The sequence below is a fragment of the Flavobacterium sp. 9R genome (genome assembly GCF_902506345.1).
In the GTDB taxonomy this organism is placed as follows: domain Bacteria; phylum Bacteroidota; class Bacteroidia; order Flavobacteriales; family Flavobacteriaceae; genus Flavobacterium.
In genome coordinates, this window is the sequence record NZ_LR733413.1 from 1,743,673 (window position 1) to 1,763,944 (window position 20,272).

A 20,272-nucleotide genomic window follows, 5' to 3' on the forward strand; every position below is an offset into this window, starting at 1 on the left:
ATCGTATTGTGTCAAGTCGAGCGCAGTCGAGACACTTTATCCATTAAATACTCCGCATACTCAAAGTCTTCTAGAGTATCGATGTCAACAGTGGCAAAAATATGATTTACTTCGAATGGAAAAGCATTTTCTGAAATAATTTTACTGTCATCTCGAGCCCTTCGACTTCGCTCAGGACAGGCTAAATCGAGAGGCAAAATCAGAGATGCTTTGGTTATGTACAGCAATCCATTTTCATAAAACAAAGGCTCTAAATCCTGACTGCGTTGCCCCAGTTTATAGTTGTAAGGCTGGAATGTATTGTCAATTATTTTCCCAAATTTCTGATGGTTTCTAGTAACGGTAAAAAGGCTGTTATAGTTTCCTTTTGTAAAAATATCAAAAGCCTCCTTTAACAAATTCAATGGTCGCAATGGATTGGTAGGTTGTAGCAAAATAACATACGCCACTTCCTCATTTATCGATTCCAACACATGCCGCAATGCAGAAACAGTGGGTTCCAAATCACCCGAAATATTCTTAGGTCTATCAATAACTTGAGCTCCGTTTGCTATGGCTATCTCTTTTATTGCTACATCATCAGTAGAAACATAAACAGCGTCAATAATTTCACTATTTACCAAAGCATAGCGTATGGAATGTACCAATAAAGGCAAGTCTCCTAAAGGCAGTACATTTTTTTTAGGAAGTCGCTTCGAATCTCCTCTAGCGGGAATTATTGCTATAGTTTTCATTTGCAAACAATTATATAATAACTAACAAGTTATAAAAATTTTTATCATAAATCGTTCAAATTGAAAATGCTCTTTTCAATTTGAACGATTATAGCAAAGCTATTCTTTTTTGGGTGCCCAATAAATTCTAGCGTCTTCTAATTTTTGATAAGCTCTATATTCCTCTGAAGTCAATCGATTGCTGTTTTTTATAATTTTAGGAGTAGCCTTTAGTAAATCAAACAATGCCGAAACGATTGCTTGTAAAGCTCTCCAATCTCCTTTAAATACTTTCAATTTGAATTGCATCCAAAGAGAGTAGCCCATTTTTCTTGGTATACTTTTTAAAGGATAAAACAAGAAATACAAATACCATCCAGAACGTAATGAACGCCTTAAACGAAGACTATAATCCGCTTGAGTTTTTCTTGCTTTGATATCCACTCTGTGATGTACTAAAACTTCAGGCAAATAATGAATTTCCCAATGCTGTTTGAATAATTGATACGAAGCGAAATCTTCTTCTCCATAAAAAACAAACCATTCAGGGTAATTCGGAATAGCTCTCCAAGCCGCTATTCGCCATACGTGACCGCAACCTACAAAACTTTTCATTCGAATAGAATGTTCAGTTGACGTAGTTTCTGATAGTTGTTCTTTAGACCAAAAGACTCTAAGTCCTAGCAAACCTACCTTGAGGTTTTCTCCAAAATAGGCAGCAATGCTTTCTAGCGGCTGTACAGTAACAAAGTGTGCATCATCATCTAATGAAATGGCATAATCTGCTTGAGTTTCATTCAACATTTTGTTCCTGCAAAATAAATAGCCTCTAGATTGTCCATTAGTATGCAAAATAATGTTTGGATAATGCTGCAGTATATAATCCGAAGTTCCGTCTTGAGAACCATCATCACAAATCACACAAACTACGTCCTCTCTTTCAATCAAATGCTGAATGCGTTGTAACGTATACACCAAATCAGGCAAACGGTTTTTGGTTGTGATTAGGATAGAAAATTTTATTTTGTCTTGTATTTTAGTAGGCATCAATCATTTCTTTAGGCAATTTTTTCCATTTCAAAAAAAGTTTTACTAAAATTTTTACAGAAATAAACTTTACAAAAAGTCTGTTTTTTATAAAATACAAAATGCTGTTTATTTTTTTTCTTTTCAGAAAACTGTATTCAACAATAACATTTTCTTTACTTTTATTTGGAATATCGACCACCATCCAATTCTCGATTGTATTGCCCATATGATAGGCATAATTATCCGCTGTGGTTAATCTCCAATAATCTTTTTCCAAAGGCAAAGTATCCAAATAACCTTCACTTGATCCTCCCATTTTGTACCCAATATAAGTAAGCACAGATTCAAAAATATCTTTTTTATAAGTAGCTACAAAATGTCCCGAACCTATCAAAACGCTTAACTCAGGATTGACTTCTAAAGCTAATGCATAGGCTAAGTAATCTTGGTTATAATTCCTATCCCAACCCAAACTATCATAAAAACGAATTAAGGATTCTTTGTTTTTTACTGGTACAAATCGAAGTTTAGAATTAAATAGAGAATCAAATAACGCATTCCCACAATTACTCTCATACGTCTTAAATTGAGGAACTATACCAACCACTCCAGCTTTCGAAACCTCCATAAATACTTTTAGGGTTTCTTTTTGCCAATTTGGCAAAAATAATACATCCGAATCAGAGATAGTAACCAACTCAATAGCATTCCCAGCCAAGCCTTTTAAAATAGCATTAAGCTTCCCAATATTTTCGGTATGAATGAGTTCTTGTATTTTATTTTCTTCTAAAAGTAAATCAAGGTAAGCTGCAACAATTTTTTCACTCCCATTATTAACTATTGTGATAAATGTTTTTTCATGTACCGTGGTCAATAAGGACTCTAAACACAATTTTAAAATCGCAAAACTATCCTTAAAATACCCTTCTTGGCTCGGAATATACACAGGAATAATCACCTGATGAAGATATCTAGATTCTTCTTGAACTTTGTCTTTTTGTGGATTATAGCCTATTCTCATCTTTTTAATTTTCTTTTTATAACTTTAAAAAGTAAGCTAAAGAACATTCTCGGTGTCAAAATTAAAATGGCATAGAATACAGACAAGAACATAAAATAAACTTTGTTTTGACTCTTAGCAATTTTAAAAAACATAAGGTATTTATTAAAAAATTGTTTCCTCACAATCTCCAAATCATACTCTTTTAAATTATTTTTAGCTAATTTAAAAACTAAACTATTGGATATAATTCTTGATTTTAAAGTAGTAATAGCATTTAAACCATTTATACTTTCATTATGTAATCTAAAATAATACAAAGGTAAATTCAGTGGTTTATAATTTATTGAGAGAGTGAGCAATCTTGAATAAAATTCCCATTCTTGTTTTCGTTGAAGACTCTCATTGAAAAGAGGAACATTCTTTAAAAATGATCTTTTAAATAATGGTCCATTAGTATGAAAATTAACTTTTCCAAGAATATGATCTAACAATACTGAATTACTCTGAATCTCATTCCAATGGTGAACAACATTATCTATAGTATTTTTATATTCGATTCCTTCACAAACGACAAAATCTACTTTAGATTGGTCTAAACATTCTATTTTGAGTTTCAGTTTATCTTTGTGCATCAAATCATCACTGTCAAACCATTGGATATAGTCACCTTTACTCAATTCAAATCCAATGTTACGACAAGCATTGGCGCCCTTTTTTCTATTTATAGGTCGAAAGTAATACTGAAAACGACTATCTCTTAAAACATAATCATTGACTATTTGAGCAGTATTGTCAGATGAACCATCATCAATTAATAAACACTCCCAATTTGCATAGGACTGACACAAAATACTTTCAAGTGTTTCTCCAATCAAAAGCGCTCTATTGTAAACTGGTATAATAATTGAAACTAATTTATCTGACATCTTTTAATTGTAAAATATATTTGACTCTTTTAAAAACTGGGAATGTTGTATAAACCCTTTTTAAACTTAATAAGGTAGGGTGATTTATAACACTACCGAACCAATAAACTAAATCCGAAGTTAAGCCTTTATTATTTATCCCCCTATTAACCCATATTTTTTTCCAGAGCAAATCTATTCTCCTATTTGGTACTTGTTTTTCGAAGCTCCACCTTAATAATGACTCATACATTTTCAGATTATTAATTTCATACAAATCATGCTCTTTAAAAGAACTATTGCTGTAATGTACACCACGCATTGCTACTGGTTGATTGATATTCCCCGATCTCAAGTTGGCAACAAGTGCCATTCGTATCCATAATTCTGTATCTTCTGCAACGACTAGTTCTTCATTAAAAAAACCTGTTTTTTCAAAAACGCTCCTATTTGCCGTTAACCCAATGCCAGAAAAATAGCCCAAATGACCAATTGGTCCCATACTTTCAAACAACTTATCTGGTGCTACTTTCTCTCGTAGCGTTGTTAACTGCAATTTGTTCTTTTCTGTTAAAGTAAATTCTCTATAAAAATGAGCACTTATTGCATTGTAAACACCATCTATACTTTCCTCCGAATCCAGTATTTTTAAATCATTTGCAAACCTACCCGGCAAATAATAATCATCAGCATCCAAAAATGCTATATACTTACCCACTGAAGTTTTAATCCCTAAATTCCTACTGGCTGAACGACCATGATTTCTCTTATCTGGATGCTGAATTACTTTAATTGTACTATTATCATTTGCCATCTTTTGACAAATAGTCAAAGAGGAATCTGTACTTCCATCATCGACAATAACAATCTCAATATCCTCAGGTTGTTCCAAAACAGATTCAATTGCTTTTTGGATATACAATGCTGAGTTGTAAACTGGAATTATTACAGAAATCATTTATAATTATTTTTTATTTTTTGCCATATTCGTTTAGAATAATAGTGAACAATAATCTCTCTAAAAAAATAGAAATTCAAAACAAAAAAGAAAGGAAATCCCTCTTTAGTCTGTTCAAAAATTCTCTTCTTGGCACTTAAGACATATTGTATTTTCTCACCTATATAAATTGGTTTCAAATGATTTTCAATTAGTTTCCAACTATATTTTATTTTTTTTAATTTTTGATTATTATAGCTGCTTAACCCATTTTCATTATTTTTCCTGTAAAAAACCATTGCTTTTTCTACATATACAATTTTAGTTGTTTTTAATAATAATCTAGTAAAAAACTCTCCATCATCATTGATACACAAATCTTCATTCCACTTTCCTGCATTTACAACCATATTTCTTGAAATCAAATACGAGTGTATTGGAACATATAGTCCATATTCTCCTAAAACATCAAAAAAATCTTTAATAGAAACCCAATTTTTGTAATAAGGCATACTTTCCTTTACAATACTTTCCTCAGGATATTTATCAAAAACTCCCCATTTACAAATTGCGCAAGTAGTTTCACTTTCTCGCAAAAGCACCTCAAGTTGAGCTTCTAATTTATTAGCAGAAATTATATCATCCGAATCTAAATACTGAATATATTCCCCTTGGCTCAATTCAAAACCAATATTCCTGCACGAACTTGCTCCTTTTATTTTATCATCTGCTCTTCTAAAAAACTTAAATCTAGAATCTCTTTCAATATAACTTATCAAAACCCCAGCAATATCATCAGAACTCCCATCATCCACAATAATACATTCCCAATTAGAATATGTTTGCGACAAAATACTATCAAGGGTTTCACCAATTAAGTGGGCTCGATTGTAGGTAGGGATGATTATGGATATTAGAGCCTGTTTCATTGATAAAAACTTTTCAAGAATCTTCTTGTAAATTTTAAAAAAGGAATAAATGCAAAATTATGAACATATTTCAAAAACAAAATATTCCATTCTTCTAAGCTTAATTTCCTATACTTTTTAATTGACACTTCAGCTTTCATTAAAAACTTAAATCGCTCTCCTTTGTTAAATAAATTCAAATTATGCTTAACTAAATCCATATAAAACATAGATTCAGCAATTCTCTTATCTTTTAGATTAGTTTTACTTCCTGTCAAACTTTCATTTGACACTCGTATGCTTACTTTTTCACTATTTATGGCTAGTATTGGTTTGCTTTCTGAAAACTGAATCCAAGCATAATCATCACTATGCCAAGCCAGTGGATAATCTTGAAAAGAATACTTTACATAACTTTTCTTTCTAAAAATATGTTCAGATAAAGAACATCTTACTAAACCTAAATTTCTCCTGCAATAAAAATCAGCAGCATTTTCAAAATTAGGATTTACAAAAATTTTAGAAGTTGTATTGGTTATTTCATCTATAATTTGAGTTGAAAATCGTACAACATTGATTCCCCTTTGCGTAATCTCCTCTAAATTTTTATAAAACTCTTCAACTACTTTTTCTCCCAACACATCATCATCCCCCAAAATCATCAACCACTCTTCATTACCCGATAGTGCTATACATCTTTCCCATTGTTTTGTCAATGAAGTCTCTCCTAAATTGCTTTCAAATCGATGGTACAAAAAATCAAACATTCCGTTATAATTTTCTATCATCATCGAAGGATCTTCAGGACTGGCATCATTACCTATATACACCTTAAAATCTTGACACGTTTGTTGTGCCAAGGACTGCAAGGTTGCCTCGAAGAAGGTAAGTTTATAATATGGGATAACTATTGCGAGCATTATTTTAAAATTCCAAAAATCGTAAACCCAAAAAAAGTCTTGCAAAACAAATCAACAACAAACTTTTCGCTTTTTAAATTAGTTTCATGCTTTTTCTTAATAACTGATATTTGATTTTCGATACTCCAAAATGTACCAAACTGTTGGATAAAAAAATCAGCATGTTTAACACCTACATATTCCAAATTTTTTTGCTGGTTGATTTTATCAATCATTTTTATCATAGAGACTTCTTTAACTCTATAGTAAAAACCAACTTCATCCAAACATTTTACTTCACCCCCAGCTTTTAAAATGGTAATCCAAAATTCCCAATCTTCCCAACCATAAATCATATTAACATCATAACCTCCAACTCTCTCCCATTCCTTTTTTCTAAAAAAAGCAGAACAAAAGATCATATTTTGCCTAGCCAAATTAAGAAGCGAAAAATCAGGCAAATCCCAACTCCCCGATTCCTCTCCAAACTTTTCAGCTTTACAGTAGACCAATTTTAAATCAGAATCTTCTTGAAAAGCTTTCATAGCTAATAAAGTATAATCTTTTCCAATTCGATCATCCCCATCTAACGGGAGAATAAACTCTCCATCTGCAATAGCAATACCAGCATTCCTAGCACTACTCAGTCCTCCATTTTCTTTATACAAATAAATAAATCTAGAGTCTTTTTTTACCCATTCTTGAGCTACCTCTTTTGTATTATCTGGACTACCATCGTTAACGATAATACATTCCCAGTTCTCATACGTCTGGCCCAATACAGATTGTAAAGCCTCAGCCAAATACTGGGCTTGGTTATAACAAGGAACAATAATTGATACTCTAGGGTGATACATCACAGGTCAAATAATGATTTTAATTTATATTGTAGTTTATGTGTAGGAAAAATTGCGATAGCTTTTATCAAAAAATAATATCTTTTACAAAACTGGTTCAAATCTTTCGCTCTTTCAAATCGAAGCATATAATAATTAGACTTTAACTTCTTTAATTGAACTTTAGAAAAATTATCTATTACTAAATTTAACTTTTTTCTTCTTTTGTATGCTTTAACCTGCGAATAAAAATGCCAATATTGTGCTTTATAAACATTAGCATTAGCCGAAATACTATTCTCATTAATACGATATAAATAAAGAGATACATCTAAAAATAAATGCCTTCCTTGCTCTTCTAGTTTATAATACAAATCCTGATCCACAGCTCTTTTCATTTTAACATCAATACCTTCAGACATAATGTATTTGGCTTTTTTGAAAGTCGCAAAAGCTGTTAATATTCCTTGTACAGAAGTTAAATATGATTTGTCCTTTGAAATACTAGCACCTTGTCTTCCAGCTTCTATAAAATTCATGTTTAAATCAACCAAATCAAATTTTGAAGTTACGATAGCAACATCAGGATTTTCAAAATGTGACTGAATCATCGCCTCTAAAGCATTTTCTTTTAATGCATCATCAGGATCCAAAAAACCAAGAATTACTCCATTGGCTAGAGTAGCACACCTACTTTTTGTATAACCACAACCTCTGTTTTTATCATTTAGAAACAACTTAAATCGTGAATCGTTTTGGATTAAATTTCGAATTATTGTAATAGAATCATCCGTTGAACCATCATCTACAATAATAGCTTCCCAATTCTCATAAGATTGGGATATAATACTTTGGTAACAATCTTTAAAAAAATGACCATTATTATAATTTGCTATTAAAATAGAAAAAAGTGGATTATTCATAAGTATTGATTATTCTTGCAATTAAATCATCGATAACATTCAAATGTCTATGTAATGAAAATTCATTTTTAATTCTCTCTTTTCCATTCTTACCCAACTGTACTGCCAATTCTTTATTCTTTAAGAGTAATATCATCTTTTCAGCCATAGTATCCACATCGTGTTCTTGGACTATAAAACCCGTTTCTCCGTCAATAACTACATCGGGAATACCTGCATGCTTTGTAGAAACCACAGGTAAACCTGCAGCTGATGCCTCTAAAACAGCTAACGGAGTACCCTCTTGATCACCGTTTTGAGCGGTAACGGAATGTTGTACAAAAGCCAATCCTTTTGATAAATATTCTACAAATTGAGTTCTATCCATAATACCTGGCAGTTGTACAGCATCTTCCAATCCCAAAGTTCTTACTAAATTTATACAGACTTCTAATAATTCTCCAGTACCGCCTATAATAAGCCTTGAGTCAGGAAATTGGCTATGCACTTGCTTGAATGCTAAAATCGTATAATACGGAGCCTTTTTATTTACAAAACGACCTAAGGCGATAAAAGTTGAATCAATAAATTCGGGAACAATATTTGCAAAGGAACAATCTGGCCCGTATGTATTATATAATATTTTATCTTTTGAACAACCTAATTGTATGAGTTTTTCACTCATTGAAATGGAAACAGCAATTACAGATGAACTATAATCAAATACTTTTTTGTAGTTGTCACAATTTTCAATAACAGAATTGACGGATGCGTCGTATCCATGAAAATGAGTAATTAAAGGAATCCTCAAGTACTCACAAATTTTTACGATACAGTTTGCAGTTGTTCCATATTGTGCTAATACAACTTGTATTTTATTCTTTTTTAAAGAGTCTATAAAAGCCAATTCATCTGCATTAAAATGAGTAAACCCTAATTTTCGTTTAATTTTGTAAACTAAAAAAAATTTCCGACGAAGCAATTTTCCATATTGCTCTAAATGAGTCGGCAAGCCACCTCCATAATAATAAAACACCATACCATCAAGTCCTTTTTTCTGGGCTTGAATAAAGGTTTCAGAATATGCATTTTGTGATGGTGATACCATCGCAATTTTATTTTTTTGCAGTTCCATACAATCCTGTTATCATTTGACCTTCTTTAAAAACAACATGCTCTGGTTTATCCAACTTAATTAGATACTTAATTATAGGTTTCGAAATACAAGACAAAACATTTCGCTTTCTAGAACTCATTGGGCTTCTTCTTACCCAAAGTCCTAGCATTTGAGCCATTGATGCGTGCCAACCACCCGTCGCTTTTATTTTTATATCAGTAAACCCTGATGCTTCCAAATGGCGTTGCAATGAAAAAGGAGTATAACGATACTCATCATTTGGTACTTCATGCAAATTCCATATAAATGGAACCGTAAAAAAGAAAAGCCCATTTGGTTTTAAAACCCTAAAAACTTCCTTCAAAACAACTTCAGGATTTGGGCAGTGTTCTAAAACTTCTGTTCCAAAAGCACATTCAAATGAACTATCCTCAAAAGGCATTTCTTTTCCATTCCAAGTAAAATCAGGTTTAATTTCAGAATCGTATTGTAATGCATCTTCTATATCTAGACCTACATAGTTATTCACTCTGCTATTTTTTAAAATATACTCTCTATAGGGCATCTTACCACAACCTATATCTAGAAGATTATCTTTTAATTTAGGAATTGTAACTTTCAAAGCATTAAATATAGACATCCTAATATAAAACCTATCTAAATTATAGCAAGTACACTTTATATTGACAAATTCATTATTCATTTGATACCTTTAGTTTTGATTGAAACGATAAATTTCCCCAATCTCTAGGCCACTTATTAATTGGAGAATCCAAATCAAATTTGTGAGTAATTTCAAAATTTAAAACCTCATAAACAATATCATACTCAACATTACCATATTCTTCATTCCCTATTCCAATTGATAAAGCAAAATAATACTCTCCTTTTGCAAGATTATGGTTATGTATAGAAAGCTCCTCATATACTAACTCTCCTTGCGCATAAAAGTCTTTGTCATTCGTAAAAAAAGTACCAACTTTATATTCCTCACTATTAAAAATTGACCCAGCAATTCTATACTTAGCTACTTTTTTATTTACCTTAAAATTTAAACCAACTACTATATCTTTTGAGTTAGCAAAACAATTTTCGTATAACGGATTTAAAAGTTTAGCTGATAAAAATTCAATCTCTTTGGTATTAACAAACCTTCTATTACTATCCGATATAACAACTTCGGTACTTGTATTTTTCTTTTTATCTAAATTTAAATATAAGTTGATTGAATCATTAATCCCCCCTTCAAACACCACTCTCCCCTGCTCCATCACAATCCCCCTCGTACACAAACTCTTCACCGCCGCCATATTATGACTCACAAACAAGACCGTCCTTCCTTCGCCTTTGGAGATGTCTTGCATTTTACCGATGGCTTTCTTTTGGAATTCGGCGTCGCCTACGGCTAACACCTCATCGATTACTAAGATTTCAGGTTCTAGGAATGCGGCTACGGCAAAGGCCAAACGCACGGTCATTCCACTGCTGTATCTTTTAACAGGAGTATCTATATAACGCTCGCAACCCGAGAAAGCTATGATTTCGTCTAACTTGGCAGTGATTTCTTTTTTGGTCATCCCTAAAATAGCACCGTTTAAATAGACATTTTCGCGTCCGGTGAGTTCACCATTAAATCCAGTACCTACTTCCAATAAAGAGGCAATACGTCCTCGTGATTTGATGCTCCCCGTGGTGGGTGCGGTTACTTTGGATAAAATCTTTAGCAGAGTCGATTTCCCAGCGCCATTCTTTCCTATGATTCCCAGTACCTCTCCTCGTTGTACCTCAAAATTAATATCTTGCAAAGCCCAAACATAATCCGACGCTCCTTTTGTGGTTCTATCATTAGTCTCGCCAATTCTCAAATACGGATCTTCTTTTCCTCTTATCTTGTGCCACCAACGGTTCAAGTCGTGACTGAGCGTACCTGTCCCAACGGTACCTAATCGGTATTGCTTGGAGATGTTTTCGGCTTTTAAAATAATATCTTTACCCATTAATTATCGCACTATAAATCAACTGAATACTAAAAACTGACTACTGAACACTAAACTACACCGTATCAATAAAACTTTTCTCTGTTCGATTAAATATAAGCAGACCCAGAAAAAAAACGAGCATAGTAACTACAAAAGTAAAAAGTAGCCCCTTTACAGACAAGGTCCCCACATTCAATAACATATATCGTGATGTTTCAATGATATAAGCCAAGGGATTGTAATGGACTAACCATCCATACTTCGGCAGTTTATCTTCAATAAGCGCTAAAGGGTACATCACTGCCGATAAATACATTAACAACTGCACTCCAAAACCAATCAGATGCGTAAAATCTCTATATTTAGTAACCAAAGAAGAGATGATCATTCCCAGTCCCAAACCTAAAACTCCCATAAGTAACACTAAGAATGGAAAAAAAACTGCCGTCCAATGGAAACCAACTTCTGCTCCTTGAACATAAAAATAGGCATAAAAGACTAGAAAAATAAAAACCTGAATCCCCAACTTTATTAAATTGGAAACTACTATAGAAATTGGAGTGATGATTCTTGGAAAATACACTTTTCCAAATATTGCAGCATTGGCTCTAAAAGTATCAGAGGTACCATTCAAGCAGGCCGTAAAATAATTCCAAACGGTAATCCCAGCCATATTGAATAAAAATGGCGGAACAACTCCTGTTTCGATTCCAGCAACGGAATTAAAAATAATGGTAAAAGTAATCGAAGTGAATAAGGGCTGAATCAAATACCACAAGGGTCCTAAAACAGTTTGTTTGTAAACTGTTACAATATCTCGCTTCACAAATAGGAACAACAAATCACGGTACTGCCAGACCTCTTTCAGAGGCAGTGAAAAAAAGGAATTCTTGGGTGTTATTTCAAACAACCAATCTTCATTTTGGGTAGGTGTGGTATTCATTTTGGGTGCAAAAGCTATTGCTAAAAATCAGTAACAATCGATTTTTAGCTTTGTTTGCGACAAAGATAGCTATAATCTTTCAATCCTATACAAAGAGAAGCCCTTTCAGTATGCAAGACGCAGCAAGGGTTTTATTTATCTTAGAAAACGACTATTTAGTATACATAACAAAAACGTAGTCGGCTAATAAAAAATTTAACCGCAATGAACGCAAAGGATAACGCAATGAACGCAAAGGTTAAAACATATAAGTCAATAAAATTTTGGATTGAAAACGGAAGTGATTTGAACCATATAAGGCAAATAAGGGCATATGAGTTTTTGTCTTAAAAAAAAAACCACAAATAGCGTTAGCATTGAAATTTAACTGCAATGTCCGCAAAGGATTACGCAATGGAACGCAAAGGTTAAAACATATAAGTCAATAAAGTTTTGGATTGAAAACGGAAGTGATTTGAACCATATAAGGCAAATAAGGGCATACTAGTTTTTGGCTTAAAAAAACCACAGATAGCGTTAGCATTGAGATTTAATCGCAAGGAACGCAAAGGGTTACGCAAGGAACGCAAAGGTTAAAACATATAAGTCAATAAAGTTTTGGATTGAAAAAGGAAGTAGTTTGAACCATATAAGGCAAATAAGGGCATATGAGTTTTTGTCTTAAAAAAAACCACAAATAGCGTTAGCATTGAAATTTAACCGCAATGTCCGTAAAGGATTACGCCATTGAACGCAAAGGTTAAAACATATAAGTCAATAAAGTTTTGGATTGAAAAAGGAAGTAGTTTGAACCATATAAGGCAAATAAGGGCATATGAGTTTTTGTCTTAAAAAAACCACAAATAGCGTTAGCATTGAAATTTAACCGCAATGTCCGTAAAGGATTACGCCATTGAACGCAAAGGTTAAAACATATTAAGTCAATAAAGTTTTGGATTGAAAACGGAAGTGGTTTGAACCATATAAGGCAAATAAGGGCATATAAGTTCTTGGCTTAAAAAAACACAGATAGCGTTAGCATAGAGATTTAACCGCAATGCTAACAAATATTTACGCAAAGGAACACAAAGTAGTCGTAGTAAAAAATAGTCTCGATTTATGTAGAAATTACTTTTTCTTATCCCCACCCTAAACGGAGGAAAAAGTAATAAGGACGATATTTTGAAGAGTAGGGTGTTTTGAACTTTTTTATCTTAACAAGCAATATGAATTATGTGCTTCTAAACAGTCTCGACTGCGCTCGACTTGACAGTATTGGAAACCGTAAGTTTTAGGGTCTGAGCGTTCAACTTTCGAATTTGGATATTTTATTAAAATTTCTCTTGGCGAACTTAGTGTAATCCCTTTGCGAACCTTGCGGTTAAACTTTCGGAATTAAGATTTTTTTATTGAAATTTTCCTTGGCGATCCTAGCGTAATCACTTTGCGAACCTTGCGGTTAAACTTTTGGAATTTGAAATACAAACTACTAAATTTTCCCTTTTCAGTATTCTTTAGAATTGAAAACAAAGAGAAACCCTTTCAAATCTCAAGACCTGAAAGGGTTTTATTTCTTATACTGAAAGCATCAGTATTATTAGTGAACTTAATGATCAGGACTAAACCCTTAACTCATTAACGTTTAACCGATTAAACAGTTAACCGATTAAACAATTAACCAATTAACCCCCACTAACTATCCAAAAACTGAAAGGCAGAATTCATACTTTTAAATTCAGGTACAATTTTTTTCATTTTACCTACAATATCTTCATTACTAAAGAAAGTAGACATTCCGATTAGTTCTTCAATTTCAAGGTGCAGATTTTCAAATTCATCCTGAATTTCCTCAGCAATCATGATTTTTTCGTGATAAGTTGGAATGGTTTTAGAAGTGTCATTTAAAAGTTCTTCATACAATTTTTCACCTGGACGCAATCCAACAATTTTGATTGGAATGTCTTTATCCGGAATAAAACCAGCCAGTTTTATCATTTTCCTAGCCAAATCAATAATTTTTACAGGCTTACCCATATCAAAAATATAAATCTCGCCACCTTTGCCCATAGAACCCGCTTCCAAAACCAACTGACAGGCTTCTGGTATCGTCATAAAGTAACGAATAATATCTTGGTGCGTAATGGTAACAGGCCCCCCAGCTGCAATTTGTTTGGTAAACAAAGGTACTACAGAGCCATTAGAACCCAATACATTTCCAAAACGAGTCGTAATGAATTTGGTTCCTTTTCCATTATTCTCTCTGATACTTTTCAATTGCAACGATTGCACATATTTTTCCGCAATTCGCTTACTTGCTCCCATGACATTGCTCGGATTAACCGCTTTGTCAGTAGAAACCATAACAAACTTTTTTACTTTGAATTCACAAGATAAATCCGCAACATTCTTGGTACCTTCAACATTCGTTTGTATAGCCTGTGCAGGATTTTCTTCCATCAAAGGAACATGCTTATAGGCTGCTGCATGATACACCACTTGTGGAGAATGCGTTCTAAATACTCTGCGCATTACTTCTTTATTGCGAACATCAGCAATAACACTATGCAAATTGGAATCGGTAACAATAGTTTCTAATTCTAAAGTCAATTGATGCAATGGAGTCTCCCCTTGATCCACTAAAACTATCGAATGCGGCTTGAATTGAATCACTTGACGCACGATTTCACTTCCTATAGAACCAGCAGCTCCTGTGATTAATATGGTTTTATCTTTTAAATCTTTTGAAATGGTTTTGTTATCCAAAATAATAGGATTACGCTCCAAAAGGTCTTCAATTTGAATGTTTTTTACCTTTTCTGAAATCTCTTTTTGATTTTCCCAGTTCGAAATCAAAGGCACTGTATATACCCTGTAATTGAATTCTAAACACTTATCTACAATTTGCAATTGTTCTTCCTTACTTAAGGACTTATCCGCTATAATGATAGCCTCAGCACCAACAGATCGCATCAAAGTGGGTAATTTTTTCTTTTGAACAAGTATGGGCAAATCCAACATTCGTTTATTCGAATTCATATTGTTCTTATCCACAAAACCAACAATCTTAAATCGCGATGGAGTTTCAAACTTCAGTGCATTGGCTACTGAAATAGCATTGGCATCCGTCCCATAAATAATGGTGCGAATCAATTTATTAGTTCCTTTATCCGAAAAATACAATTCGAAAGTTTGTTTGACCACCACGCGATACAAGAACAAACCACAAAAAGAAAGTACAATATTAATAAACAAGGCCGTATTCAAAATGGCTTTTTCCCCTGTACTGACTTCATAAAAGAAATTAGTGATTAAAAAAACTACCAATACCGCCATTTGAGAAAACAATAGCTTGACAGCATCAATATAAGAAGAATGACGAATAATACCAGAATAGGTACGGAACAACCAAAAGAAAAACACATTAACCCCCATCAACAAACTGATGTACACTAAATAATGTGGCGTAACGATATATTCTAAACCAGTTCCCTTAAAAATCAATACCGTAAAAAAGAAAGAGACATTGAGTACCATAGTATCCATCACCACGATAATCCATCGAGGTAAATAACTCAAATTATGAATATTGAACTTCAGGTTCGCTCTAGAAAAAAAATTTTGTGTAGCTGTACTCAAAATGCGATTTCTTTTAAAATTAATGTGAACAAAAATACAAATTATTGGGAAAGTATGGACAATAAAAATGTTAATATATCCTACCGGTAGTATTTGTTGGTTAACTGGTTAATCGTGGAAATGGTTAACTGGTTAATTGTTGAATTTGGCAATTGTTAAGCTAGTTAATCATTAAAATTCATTAATTGTTGAACTGATTCATTGTTGAACTGAATTTACTATCATTTTCCGTTGAGTGCAATTGTTTTTTTACCACGTAGGAGAAACATAGAAAAGATAGTTTTGTTTAAGAGAAAAAATAGACCTTTTACAATTCACACAGCTTATCAGTTTCAGAAAGTGCTATTGCTGTTTTTTCTATGTTGACTAGCTTTAATCTATGATTCTAGCAATTACTCACGGATAAAAGCTGTTTACTACTCCTTTTTAATTTGCCCTTCAACCAAAGGATTATTTCTAGTAAGTAAAACGATTAAACAATTCTCCTTTAATCGCCAAACCATTAAAAAACCTTAAACAATTAAACCTTTAACCAGTTAACCGACTAAATCCTTAAACTTTTAAACAACATTAAACAATTAAACCCTTAAACCACCTTAAACGATTAAACAATTAACCAGTTAACCATTAAACTTTTAAACAACATTAAACGATTAAACAATTAACCAATTAACCGATTAAACAATCTACCGATTAACCTCTCTGCTTCAACAAGCCCAACAAATAATCGCCATAACCCGACTTGCGAAGGGGTTCAGCGATGGCCTTTAATTCGGCTTCACAGATAAAGCCTTGTCTCCAAGCGATTTCTTCAATGCAACCCACTTTTAAACCTTGACGTTCTTCTAAAACCTGAACAAACTGACCGGCTTGCATCAAACTGTTAAACGTACCTGTATCCAACCATGCCGTTCCCCTACTCAGTATGCCTACTTTGAGTTTGCCTTGTGCCAAATACACTTTATTCACATCGGTGATTTCATATTCTCCTCGAGCACTAGGCTGAATATTTTTAGCAATTTCTACAACCGAATTATCATAAAAATACAAACCTGGTACTGCATAATTGGACTTAGGTTGTAGTGGCTTTTCTTCTATTGAAAGTGCTTTCTGATTTTCATCAAACTCAACCACCCCATACCGTTCTGGATCCGAAACATGATACGCAAAAACCACTCCTCCCTCAGGATTTGTATTCGATTGCAACAATTCATGCATGTTGGCTCCAAAAAAGATATTGTCCCCCAAAACTAAGGCCACCGAATCATCACCAATAAAATCTGCCCCAATCACAAAAGCTTGTGCTAAACCATTAGGAATCGCTTGTTCCGCATAGCTGAATTGGCAGCCTATCTGACTACCATCACCCAATAACTTTTTAAAATTAGGCAAATCGTGCGGCGTAGAGATAATCAAAATCTCGTGTATTCCCGCCATCATTAGGGTCGATAACGGATAATAAATCATTGGTTTGTCATAAACGGGCATCATTTGTTTGCTCATCGCCAATGTTAGGGGATGTAAACGGGTACCGGATCCACCGGCTAGTATTATTCCTTTCATTTTTGTTTTAGTATTAAGTACTATGTATTAAGTATTAAGTATTAAGTATTAAGACAACTGATAACCGAAAACTGATAACTGACAACCGAAAACAGATAACTGAAAACTATTGCAACAGCCTCATACAAAGCTCTAAACTCTCCTTATAATCCGGGACCATCACTCCAAAAGTAGCTTTAATTTTACTTTTATCCAATAACGAATATTGTGGACGTTTCGCTGGAGTCGGATAAGCAGAAGTTGGAATACCACTTACCTTACAATCAAATCCACCAATCTCTTGAATAGCTAGGGCAAATTCATACCAGCTGATTTCGCCTTCATTGGAGAAATGGTAGATTCCTGCTTGCCAAGTAGGATGGATAATAATGGTTAGTACAGCCTGGGCTAAGTCTGCCGCATAAGTTGGGCTACCAATTTGATCGTTGACCACATTCAAACTATCTCTTTCTTGCATTAAACGCGACATCGTTTTTACAAAATTGGCACCAAAACTAGAATACACCCATGAAGTTCTGATAATGATACTGCTTGGGCATTCCTGTGCACAAGCCAACTCACCTGCTAGTTTCGTTTGTCCATAGACATTAATTGGCGTCGTAGGAGCCGACTCTGCCAAAGGTGTGGCAGCGGTTCCATCAAAAACATAGTCAGTAGAAATATGGAGCAACTTACAATCGTTTTTGGCACTCCATTTCGCTAGCACCGCTACCGCTTGATGATTCAATACATCGGCCAATTCGAATTCAGATTCTGCCCGATCTACCGCTGTGTGGGCAGCACAATTAATGATATAATTAGGTTGCATTCTAGATAATTCCATTGTCAAATGAACCAAATCACACAAATCCAATTCTCCTCTGTCTGTAAAAACCCACTCAAATTGAGTATACCTTTTAGACAAAACCCTTAATTCAGACCCCAATTGTCCATTCGTTCCCGTAACTAGTATTTTTTTCATATATTTTTTTAGTGGTTTGTGATGCTTGGTGCTTGATGCTTGATGCTTGACGCTAAGCAGTACCCTGTAATAAAAGGCGAACTAAGTCAGGTACTCTATATAACCTTCCATTCAAACAAGTAGACTTAACAACCAAACTTTACGAACCTTACGGTTAAATCATCAAACCTTTAAACAACCTTAAACAAGTCACCGATTAAGCAGGTAACAAATTAAACAATTTTAAACCATCTTAAACAATCATCCTCTACCTAACTACAAAGTATAATCGATTAAACACTTAACCGATTAAACGATTAACCTTTAAAACAATCTTTGCCAGCCTCGCGTAACCCTTTGCAAGTTTTACGGTTAAATTACAACACTATAACCACCCCATAACTCATAACTCACAACTGATAACTGATAACTGATAACTGATAACTGATAACTGATAACTGATAACTGACAACCGACTAACCCGTTAAGCAATCTTTGCGCACCTCGAGTAACCCTTTGCGAGCTTTGCGGTTAAATTACAATACTATAACCACTCCATAACTCACACCCCACAACTCAAACTCATAACCGATAACAGATAACTCACAACCGACTAACCCGTTAAGGAATCTTTGCGAACCTCGCGTAACCCTTTGCGAGCTTTGCGGTTAAATTACAACACTATAACCACTCCATAACTCATAACTGATAACTCACAACTCACAACCGATAACAGATAACTGACAACCGACTAACCAGTTAAGCAATCTTTGTGACCCTCGCGTAACCCTTTAAAACTTTGCGGTTAAATTAAAACACTATAACCACCCCATAACTCATAACTGATAACAGATAACTCACAACTGATAACTCACAACTGATAACTCACAACTAATAACTCACAACTGATAACACATAACCGATAACCGATAACTGACAACCAATTACCCTCATCTCCTAAAACTCACTATTACAATTAGCGAAATCAGGCAAAACCAAATCCTTTTCTGAAACAATTGCCTTCTTCAATTCCATTCCCCAATCAATATTTAATGTAGGATCATCAAAACGAATCCCACCCTCACTGGCTTTGTTATAAAACTGATCGCATTTATACAATACCACCGCCGTTTCACTCAAAACCGAAAAGCCATGAGCAAAACCTTGAGGTACTAACAATTGTTTTTTATTTTCAGCAGTTAATTTAATGCCAAAATGCTGTCCATAGGTCGGAGAATCTTTTCTCAAATCGACCGCCACATCCATAATCTCCCCTTGCAACACCCGAACTAATTTCGTTTGTGCATAAGGTGGGTTTTGATAATGCAAGCCTCTCAAAGTCCCTCTTTGGGAAAACGACTGATTGTCTTGTACAAAATCGATGGCAATGCCAAGAGCACTGAACTTGTTTTTATTGTAGCCTTCAAAAAAATACCCACGAGCGTCTTCAAAAACATCAGGAGTAAGTACTACTAAATCTTTAATAAATGTTTCTTCTTTATTCATGCTGCAAATTTATATTTTTATTTTAGATGGGAAAGGTTAAATGGTTAATCGGTTAATGGATTAACTGGTTAATCGTTTAACTGGTTAACTGTTGAATGGGTTAATAGATGAAATGGTTAACTGGTTAACTGGTTAATCGGTTAAGGGGTTAACTATTAATTAATTGATTACTTAGTTAGCTAGTTTCCTCACAGGAAAAGTGATATCTTGATGAATGGCACCATAAACACAATCGAGAGGCTGCTAGTTCCTTTTTCATTCCCCCTACCTTAAAGGGTCGAAAAAGTAACGATGACCAAAAGTTATAAAATTGATTTTTGAAATTCGGAATTTCTTGTTTTCGGCTCCCTTTAGGTTTGGGGTAAACGAAAACTCACAGTATCTTACTTCAAAACACACCCCCAGCACCTATAACTCCAGTAACTATTTATTTTTGGAGTCGTTAAATCTTCGATTTCTAGAGGGGAGGCGCTATAG

General features: G+C 33.9%; 17 protein-coding genes. All 17 read right to left on the minus strand.

The window, feature by feature from the left end; genetic code table 11:
- Window positions 1-11: 11 nt before the first annotated feature.
- On the minus strand, window positions 12-734 hold the full coding sequence (locus FLAVO9AF_RS07685; RefSeq protein ID WP_159686657.1) for a cytidylyltransferase domain-containing protein: 723 nt from the start codon (window positions 732-734) through the stop codon (window positions 12-14).
- 99 nt (window positions 735-833) lie between these two features.
- The gene (locus FLAVO9AF_RS07690; protein WP_159686660.1) at window positions 834-1,760 is read right to left on the minus strand and encodes a glycosyltransferase family 2 protein; all 927 of its coding nucleotides are present in this window, start codon (window positions 1,758-1,760) and stop codon (window positions 834-836) included.
- Window positions 1,750-2,763: a glycosyltransferase family A protein gene (locus FLAVO9AF_RS07695; RefSeq protein WP_159686662.1), complete on the minus strand. Its 1,014-nt coding sequence runs from the start codon at window positions 2,761-2,763 to the stop codon at window positions 1,750-1,752. The genes FLAVO9AF_RS07690 and FLAVO9AF_RS07695 overlap by 11 nt, the downstream gene beginning before the upstream one ends.
- Complete coding sequence (locus FLAVO9AF_RS07700) at window positions 2,760-3,671, minus strand: glycosyltransferase family 2 protein (protein WP_159686665.1); 912 nt, start codon at window positions 3,669-3,671, stop codon at window positions 2,760-2,762. Before FLAVO9AF_RS07700 ends, FLAVO9AF_RS07695 begins: the two co-directional genes overlap by 4 nt.
- Window positions 3,661-4,608 carry a glycosyltransferase gene (locus tag FLAVO9AF_RS07705; protein WP_159686667.1) on the minus strand — a complete coding sequence of 316 codons (948 nt, stop codon included), beginning with the start codon at window positions 4,606-4,608 and terminating at the stop codon, window positions 3,661-3,663. Before FLAVO9AF_RS07705 ends, FLAVO9AF_RS07700 begins: the two co-directional genes overlap by 11 nt.
- Window positions 4,605-5,516 carry a glycosyltransferase family 2 protein gene (locus FLAVO9AF_RS07710; protein ID WP_159686670.1) on the minus strand — a complete coding sequence of 304 codons (912 nt, stop codon included), beginning with the start codon at window positions 5,514-5,516 and terminating at the stop codon, window positions 4,605-4,607. Before FLAVO9AF_RS07710 ends, FLAVO9AF_RS07705 begins: the two co-directional genes overlap by 4 nt.
- Window positions 5,513-6,415, minus strand: coding sequence for a glycosyltransferase family 2 protein (locus tag FLAVO9AF_RS07715; RefSeq protein ID WP_159686672.1), 903 nt, complete (start codon window positions 6,413-6,415; stop codon window positions 5,513-5,515). The genes FLAVO9AF_RS07710 and FLAVO9AF_RS07715 overlap by 4 nt, the downstream gene beginning before the upstream one ends.
- The gene (locus tag FLAVO9AF_RS07720; RefSeq protein ID WP_159686674.1) at window positions 6,415-7,251 is read right to left on the minus strand and encodes a glycosyltransferase family A protein; all 837 of its coding nucleotides are present in this window, start codon (window positions 7,249-7,251) and stop codon (window positions 6,415-6,417) included. The genes FLAVO9AF_RS07715 and FLAVO9AF_RS07720 overlap by 1 nt, the downstream gene beginning before the upstream one ends.
- A complete protein-coding gene (locus FLAVO9AF_RS07725) occupies window positions 7,251-8,153 on the minus strand; it encodes a glycosyltransferase family 2 protein (protein WP_159686677.1) in 903 nt (300 codons plus the stop codon). Before FLAVO9AF_RS07725 ends, FLAVO9AF_RS07720 begins: the two co-directional genes overlap by 1 nt.
- Window positions 8,146-9,267 (minus strand): glycosyltransferase, encoded by a 1,122-nt coding sequence (locus FLAVO9AF_RS07730; RefSeq protein ID WP_159686680.1) that lies wholly within the window; start codon window positions 9,265-9,267, stop codon window positions 8,146-8,148. The genes FLAVO9AF_RS07725 and FLAVO9AF_RS07730 overlap by 8 nt, the downstream gene beginning before the upstream one ends.
- Window positions 9,248-9,952: a class I SAM-dependent methyltransferase gene (locus FLAVO9AF_RS07735; protein ID WP_159686684.1), complete on the minus strand. Its 705-nt coding sequence runs from the start codon at window positions 9,950-9,952 to the stop codon at window positions 9,248-9,250. Before FLAVO9AF_RS07735 ends, FLAVO9AF_RS07730 begins: the two co-directional genes overlap by 20 nt.
- The gene (locus tag FLAVO9AF_RS07740) at window positions 9,945-11,246 is read right to left on the minus strand and encodes an ABC transporter ATP-binding protein (protein WP_159686690.1); all 1,302 of its coding nucleotides are present in this window, start codon (window positions 11,244-11,246) and stop codon (window positions 9,945-9,947) included. Before FLAVO9AF_RS07740 ends, FLAVO9AF_RS07735 begins: the two co-directional genes overlap by 8 nt.
- Window positions 11,247-11,301: 55 nt before the next feature.
- A complete protein-coding gene (locus tag FLAVO9AF_RS07745; RefSeq protein ID WP_159686693.1) occupies window positions 11,302-12,171 on the minus strand; it encodes an ABC transporter permease in 870 nt (289 codons plus the stop codon).
- 1,671 nt (window positions 12,172-13,842) lie between these two features.
- A complete protein-coding gene (locus FLAVO9AF_RS07750; RefSeq protein WP_370516451.1) occupies window positions 13,843-15,786 on the minus strand; it encodes a polysaccharide biosynthesis protein in 1,944 nt (647 codons plus the stop codon).
- A 693-nt stretch (window positions 15,787-16,479) separates the two neighbouring features.
- Window positions 16,480-17,349, minus strand: coding sequence for a glucose-1-phosphate thymidylyltransferase RfbA (gene rfbA, locus FLAVO9AF_RS07755; protein WP_159686696.1), 870 nt, complete (start codon window positions 17,347-17,349; stop codon window positions 16,480-16,482).
- A 106-nt stretch (window positions 17,350-17,455) separates the two neighbouring features.
- Window positions 17,456-18,310, minus strand: coding sequence for a dTDP-4-dehydrorhamnose reductase (gene rfbD, locus FLAVO9AF_RS07760; RefSeq protein WP_159686698.1), 855 nt, complete (start codon window positions 18,308-18,310; stop codon window positions 17,456-17,458).
- A gap of 936 nt (window positions 18,311-19,246) precedes the next feature.
- Window positions 19,247-19,795, minus strand: a complete 549-nt coding sequence (gene rfbC / locus FLAVO9AF_RS07765) for a dTDP-4-dehydrorhamnose 3,5-epimerase (protein WP_159686701.1) — start codon at window positions 19,793-19,795, stop codon at window positions 19,247-19,249.
- Window positions 19,796-20,272 lie beyond the last annotated feature (477 nt).

What these genes read in the sequence shown, in the direction of transcription:
- FLAVO9AF_RS07685 (WP_159686657.1), bottom strand. Translation starts at nt 734, where the DNA reads ATGAAAACTATAGCAATAATTCCCGCTAGAGGAGATTCGAAGCGACTT.
- FLAVO9AF_RS07690 (WP_159686660.1), bottom strand. Translation starts at nt 1,760, where the DNA reads ATGCCTACTAAAATACAAGACAAAATAAAATTTTCTATCCTAATCACA.
- FLAVO9AF_RS07695 (WP_159686662.1), bottom strand. Translation starts at nt 2,763, where the DNA reads ATGAGAATAGGCTATAATCCACAAAAAGACAAAGTTCAAGAAGAATCT.
- FLAVO9AF_RS07700 (WP_159686665.1), bottom strand. Translation starts at nt 3,671, where the DNA reads ATGTCAGATAAATTAGTTTCAATTATTATACCAGTTTACAATAGAGCG.
- FLAVO9AF_RS07705 (WP_159686667.1), bottom strand. Translation starts at nt 4,608, where the DNA reads ATGATTTCTGTAATAATTCCAGTTTACAACTCAGCATTGTATATCCAA.
- FLAVO9AF_RS07710 (WP_159686670.1), bottom strand. Translation starts at nt 5,516, where the DNA reads ATGAAACAGGCTCTAATATCCATAATCATCCCTACCTACAATCGAGCC.
- FLAVO9AF_RS07715 (WP_159686672.1), bottom strand. Translation starts at nt 6,415, where the DNA reads ATGCTCGCAATAGTTATCCCATATTATAAACTTACCTTCTTCGAGGCA.
- FLAVO9AF_RS07720 (WP_159686674.1), bottom strand. Translation starts at nt 7,251, where the DNA reads ATGTATCACCCTAGAGTATCAATTATTGTTCCTTGTTATAACCAAGCC.
- FLAVO9AF_RS07725 (WP_159686677.1), bottom strand. Translation starts at nt 8,153, where the DNA reads ATGAATAATCCACTTTTTTCTATTTTAATAGCAAATTATAATAATGGT.
- FLAVO9AF_RS07730 (WP_159686680.1), bottom strand. Translation starts at nt 9,267, where the DNA reads ATGGAACTGCAAAAAAATAAAATTGCGATGGTATCACCATCACAAAAT.
- FLAVO9AF_RS07735 (WP_159686684.1), bottom strand. Translation starts at nt 9,952, where the DNA reads ATGAATAATGAATTTGTCAATATAAAGTGTACTTGCTATAATTTAGAT.
- FLAVO9AF_RS07740 (WP_159686690.1), bottom strand. Translation starts at nt 11,246, where the DNA reads ATGGGTAAAGATATTATTTTAAAAGCCGAAAACATCTCCAAGCAATAC.
- FLAVO9AF_RS07745 (WP_159686693.1), bottom strand. Translation starts at nt 12,171, where the DNA reads ATGAATACCACACCTACCCAAAATGAAGATTGGTTGTTTGAAATAACA.
- rfbA (WP_159686696.1), bottom strand. Translation starts at nt 17,349, where the DNA reads ATGAAAGGAATAATACTAGCCGGTGGATCCGGTACCCGTTTACATCCC.
- rfbD (WP_159686698.1), bottom strand. Translation starts at nt 18,310, where the DNA reads ATGAAAAAAATACTAGTTACGGGAACGAATGGACAATTGGGGTCTGAA.
- rfbC (WP_159686701.1), bottom strand. Translation starts at nt 19,795, where the DNA reads ATGAATAAAGAAGAAACATTTATTAAAGATTTAGTAGTACTTACTCCT.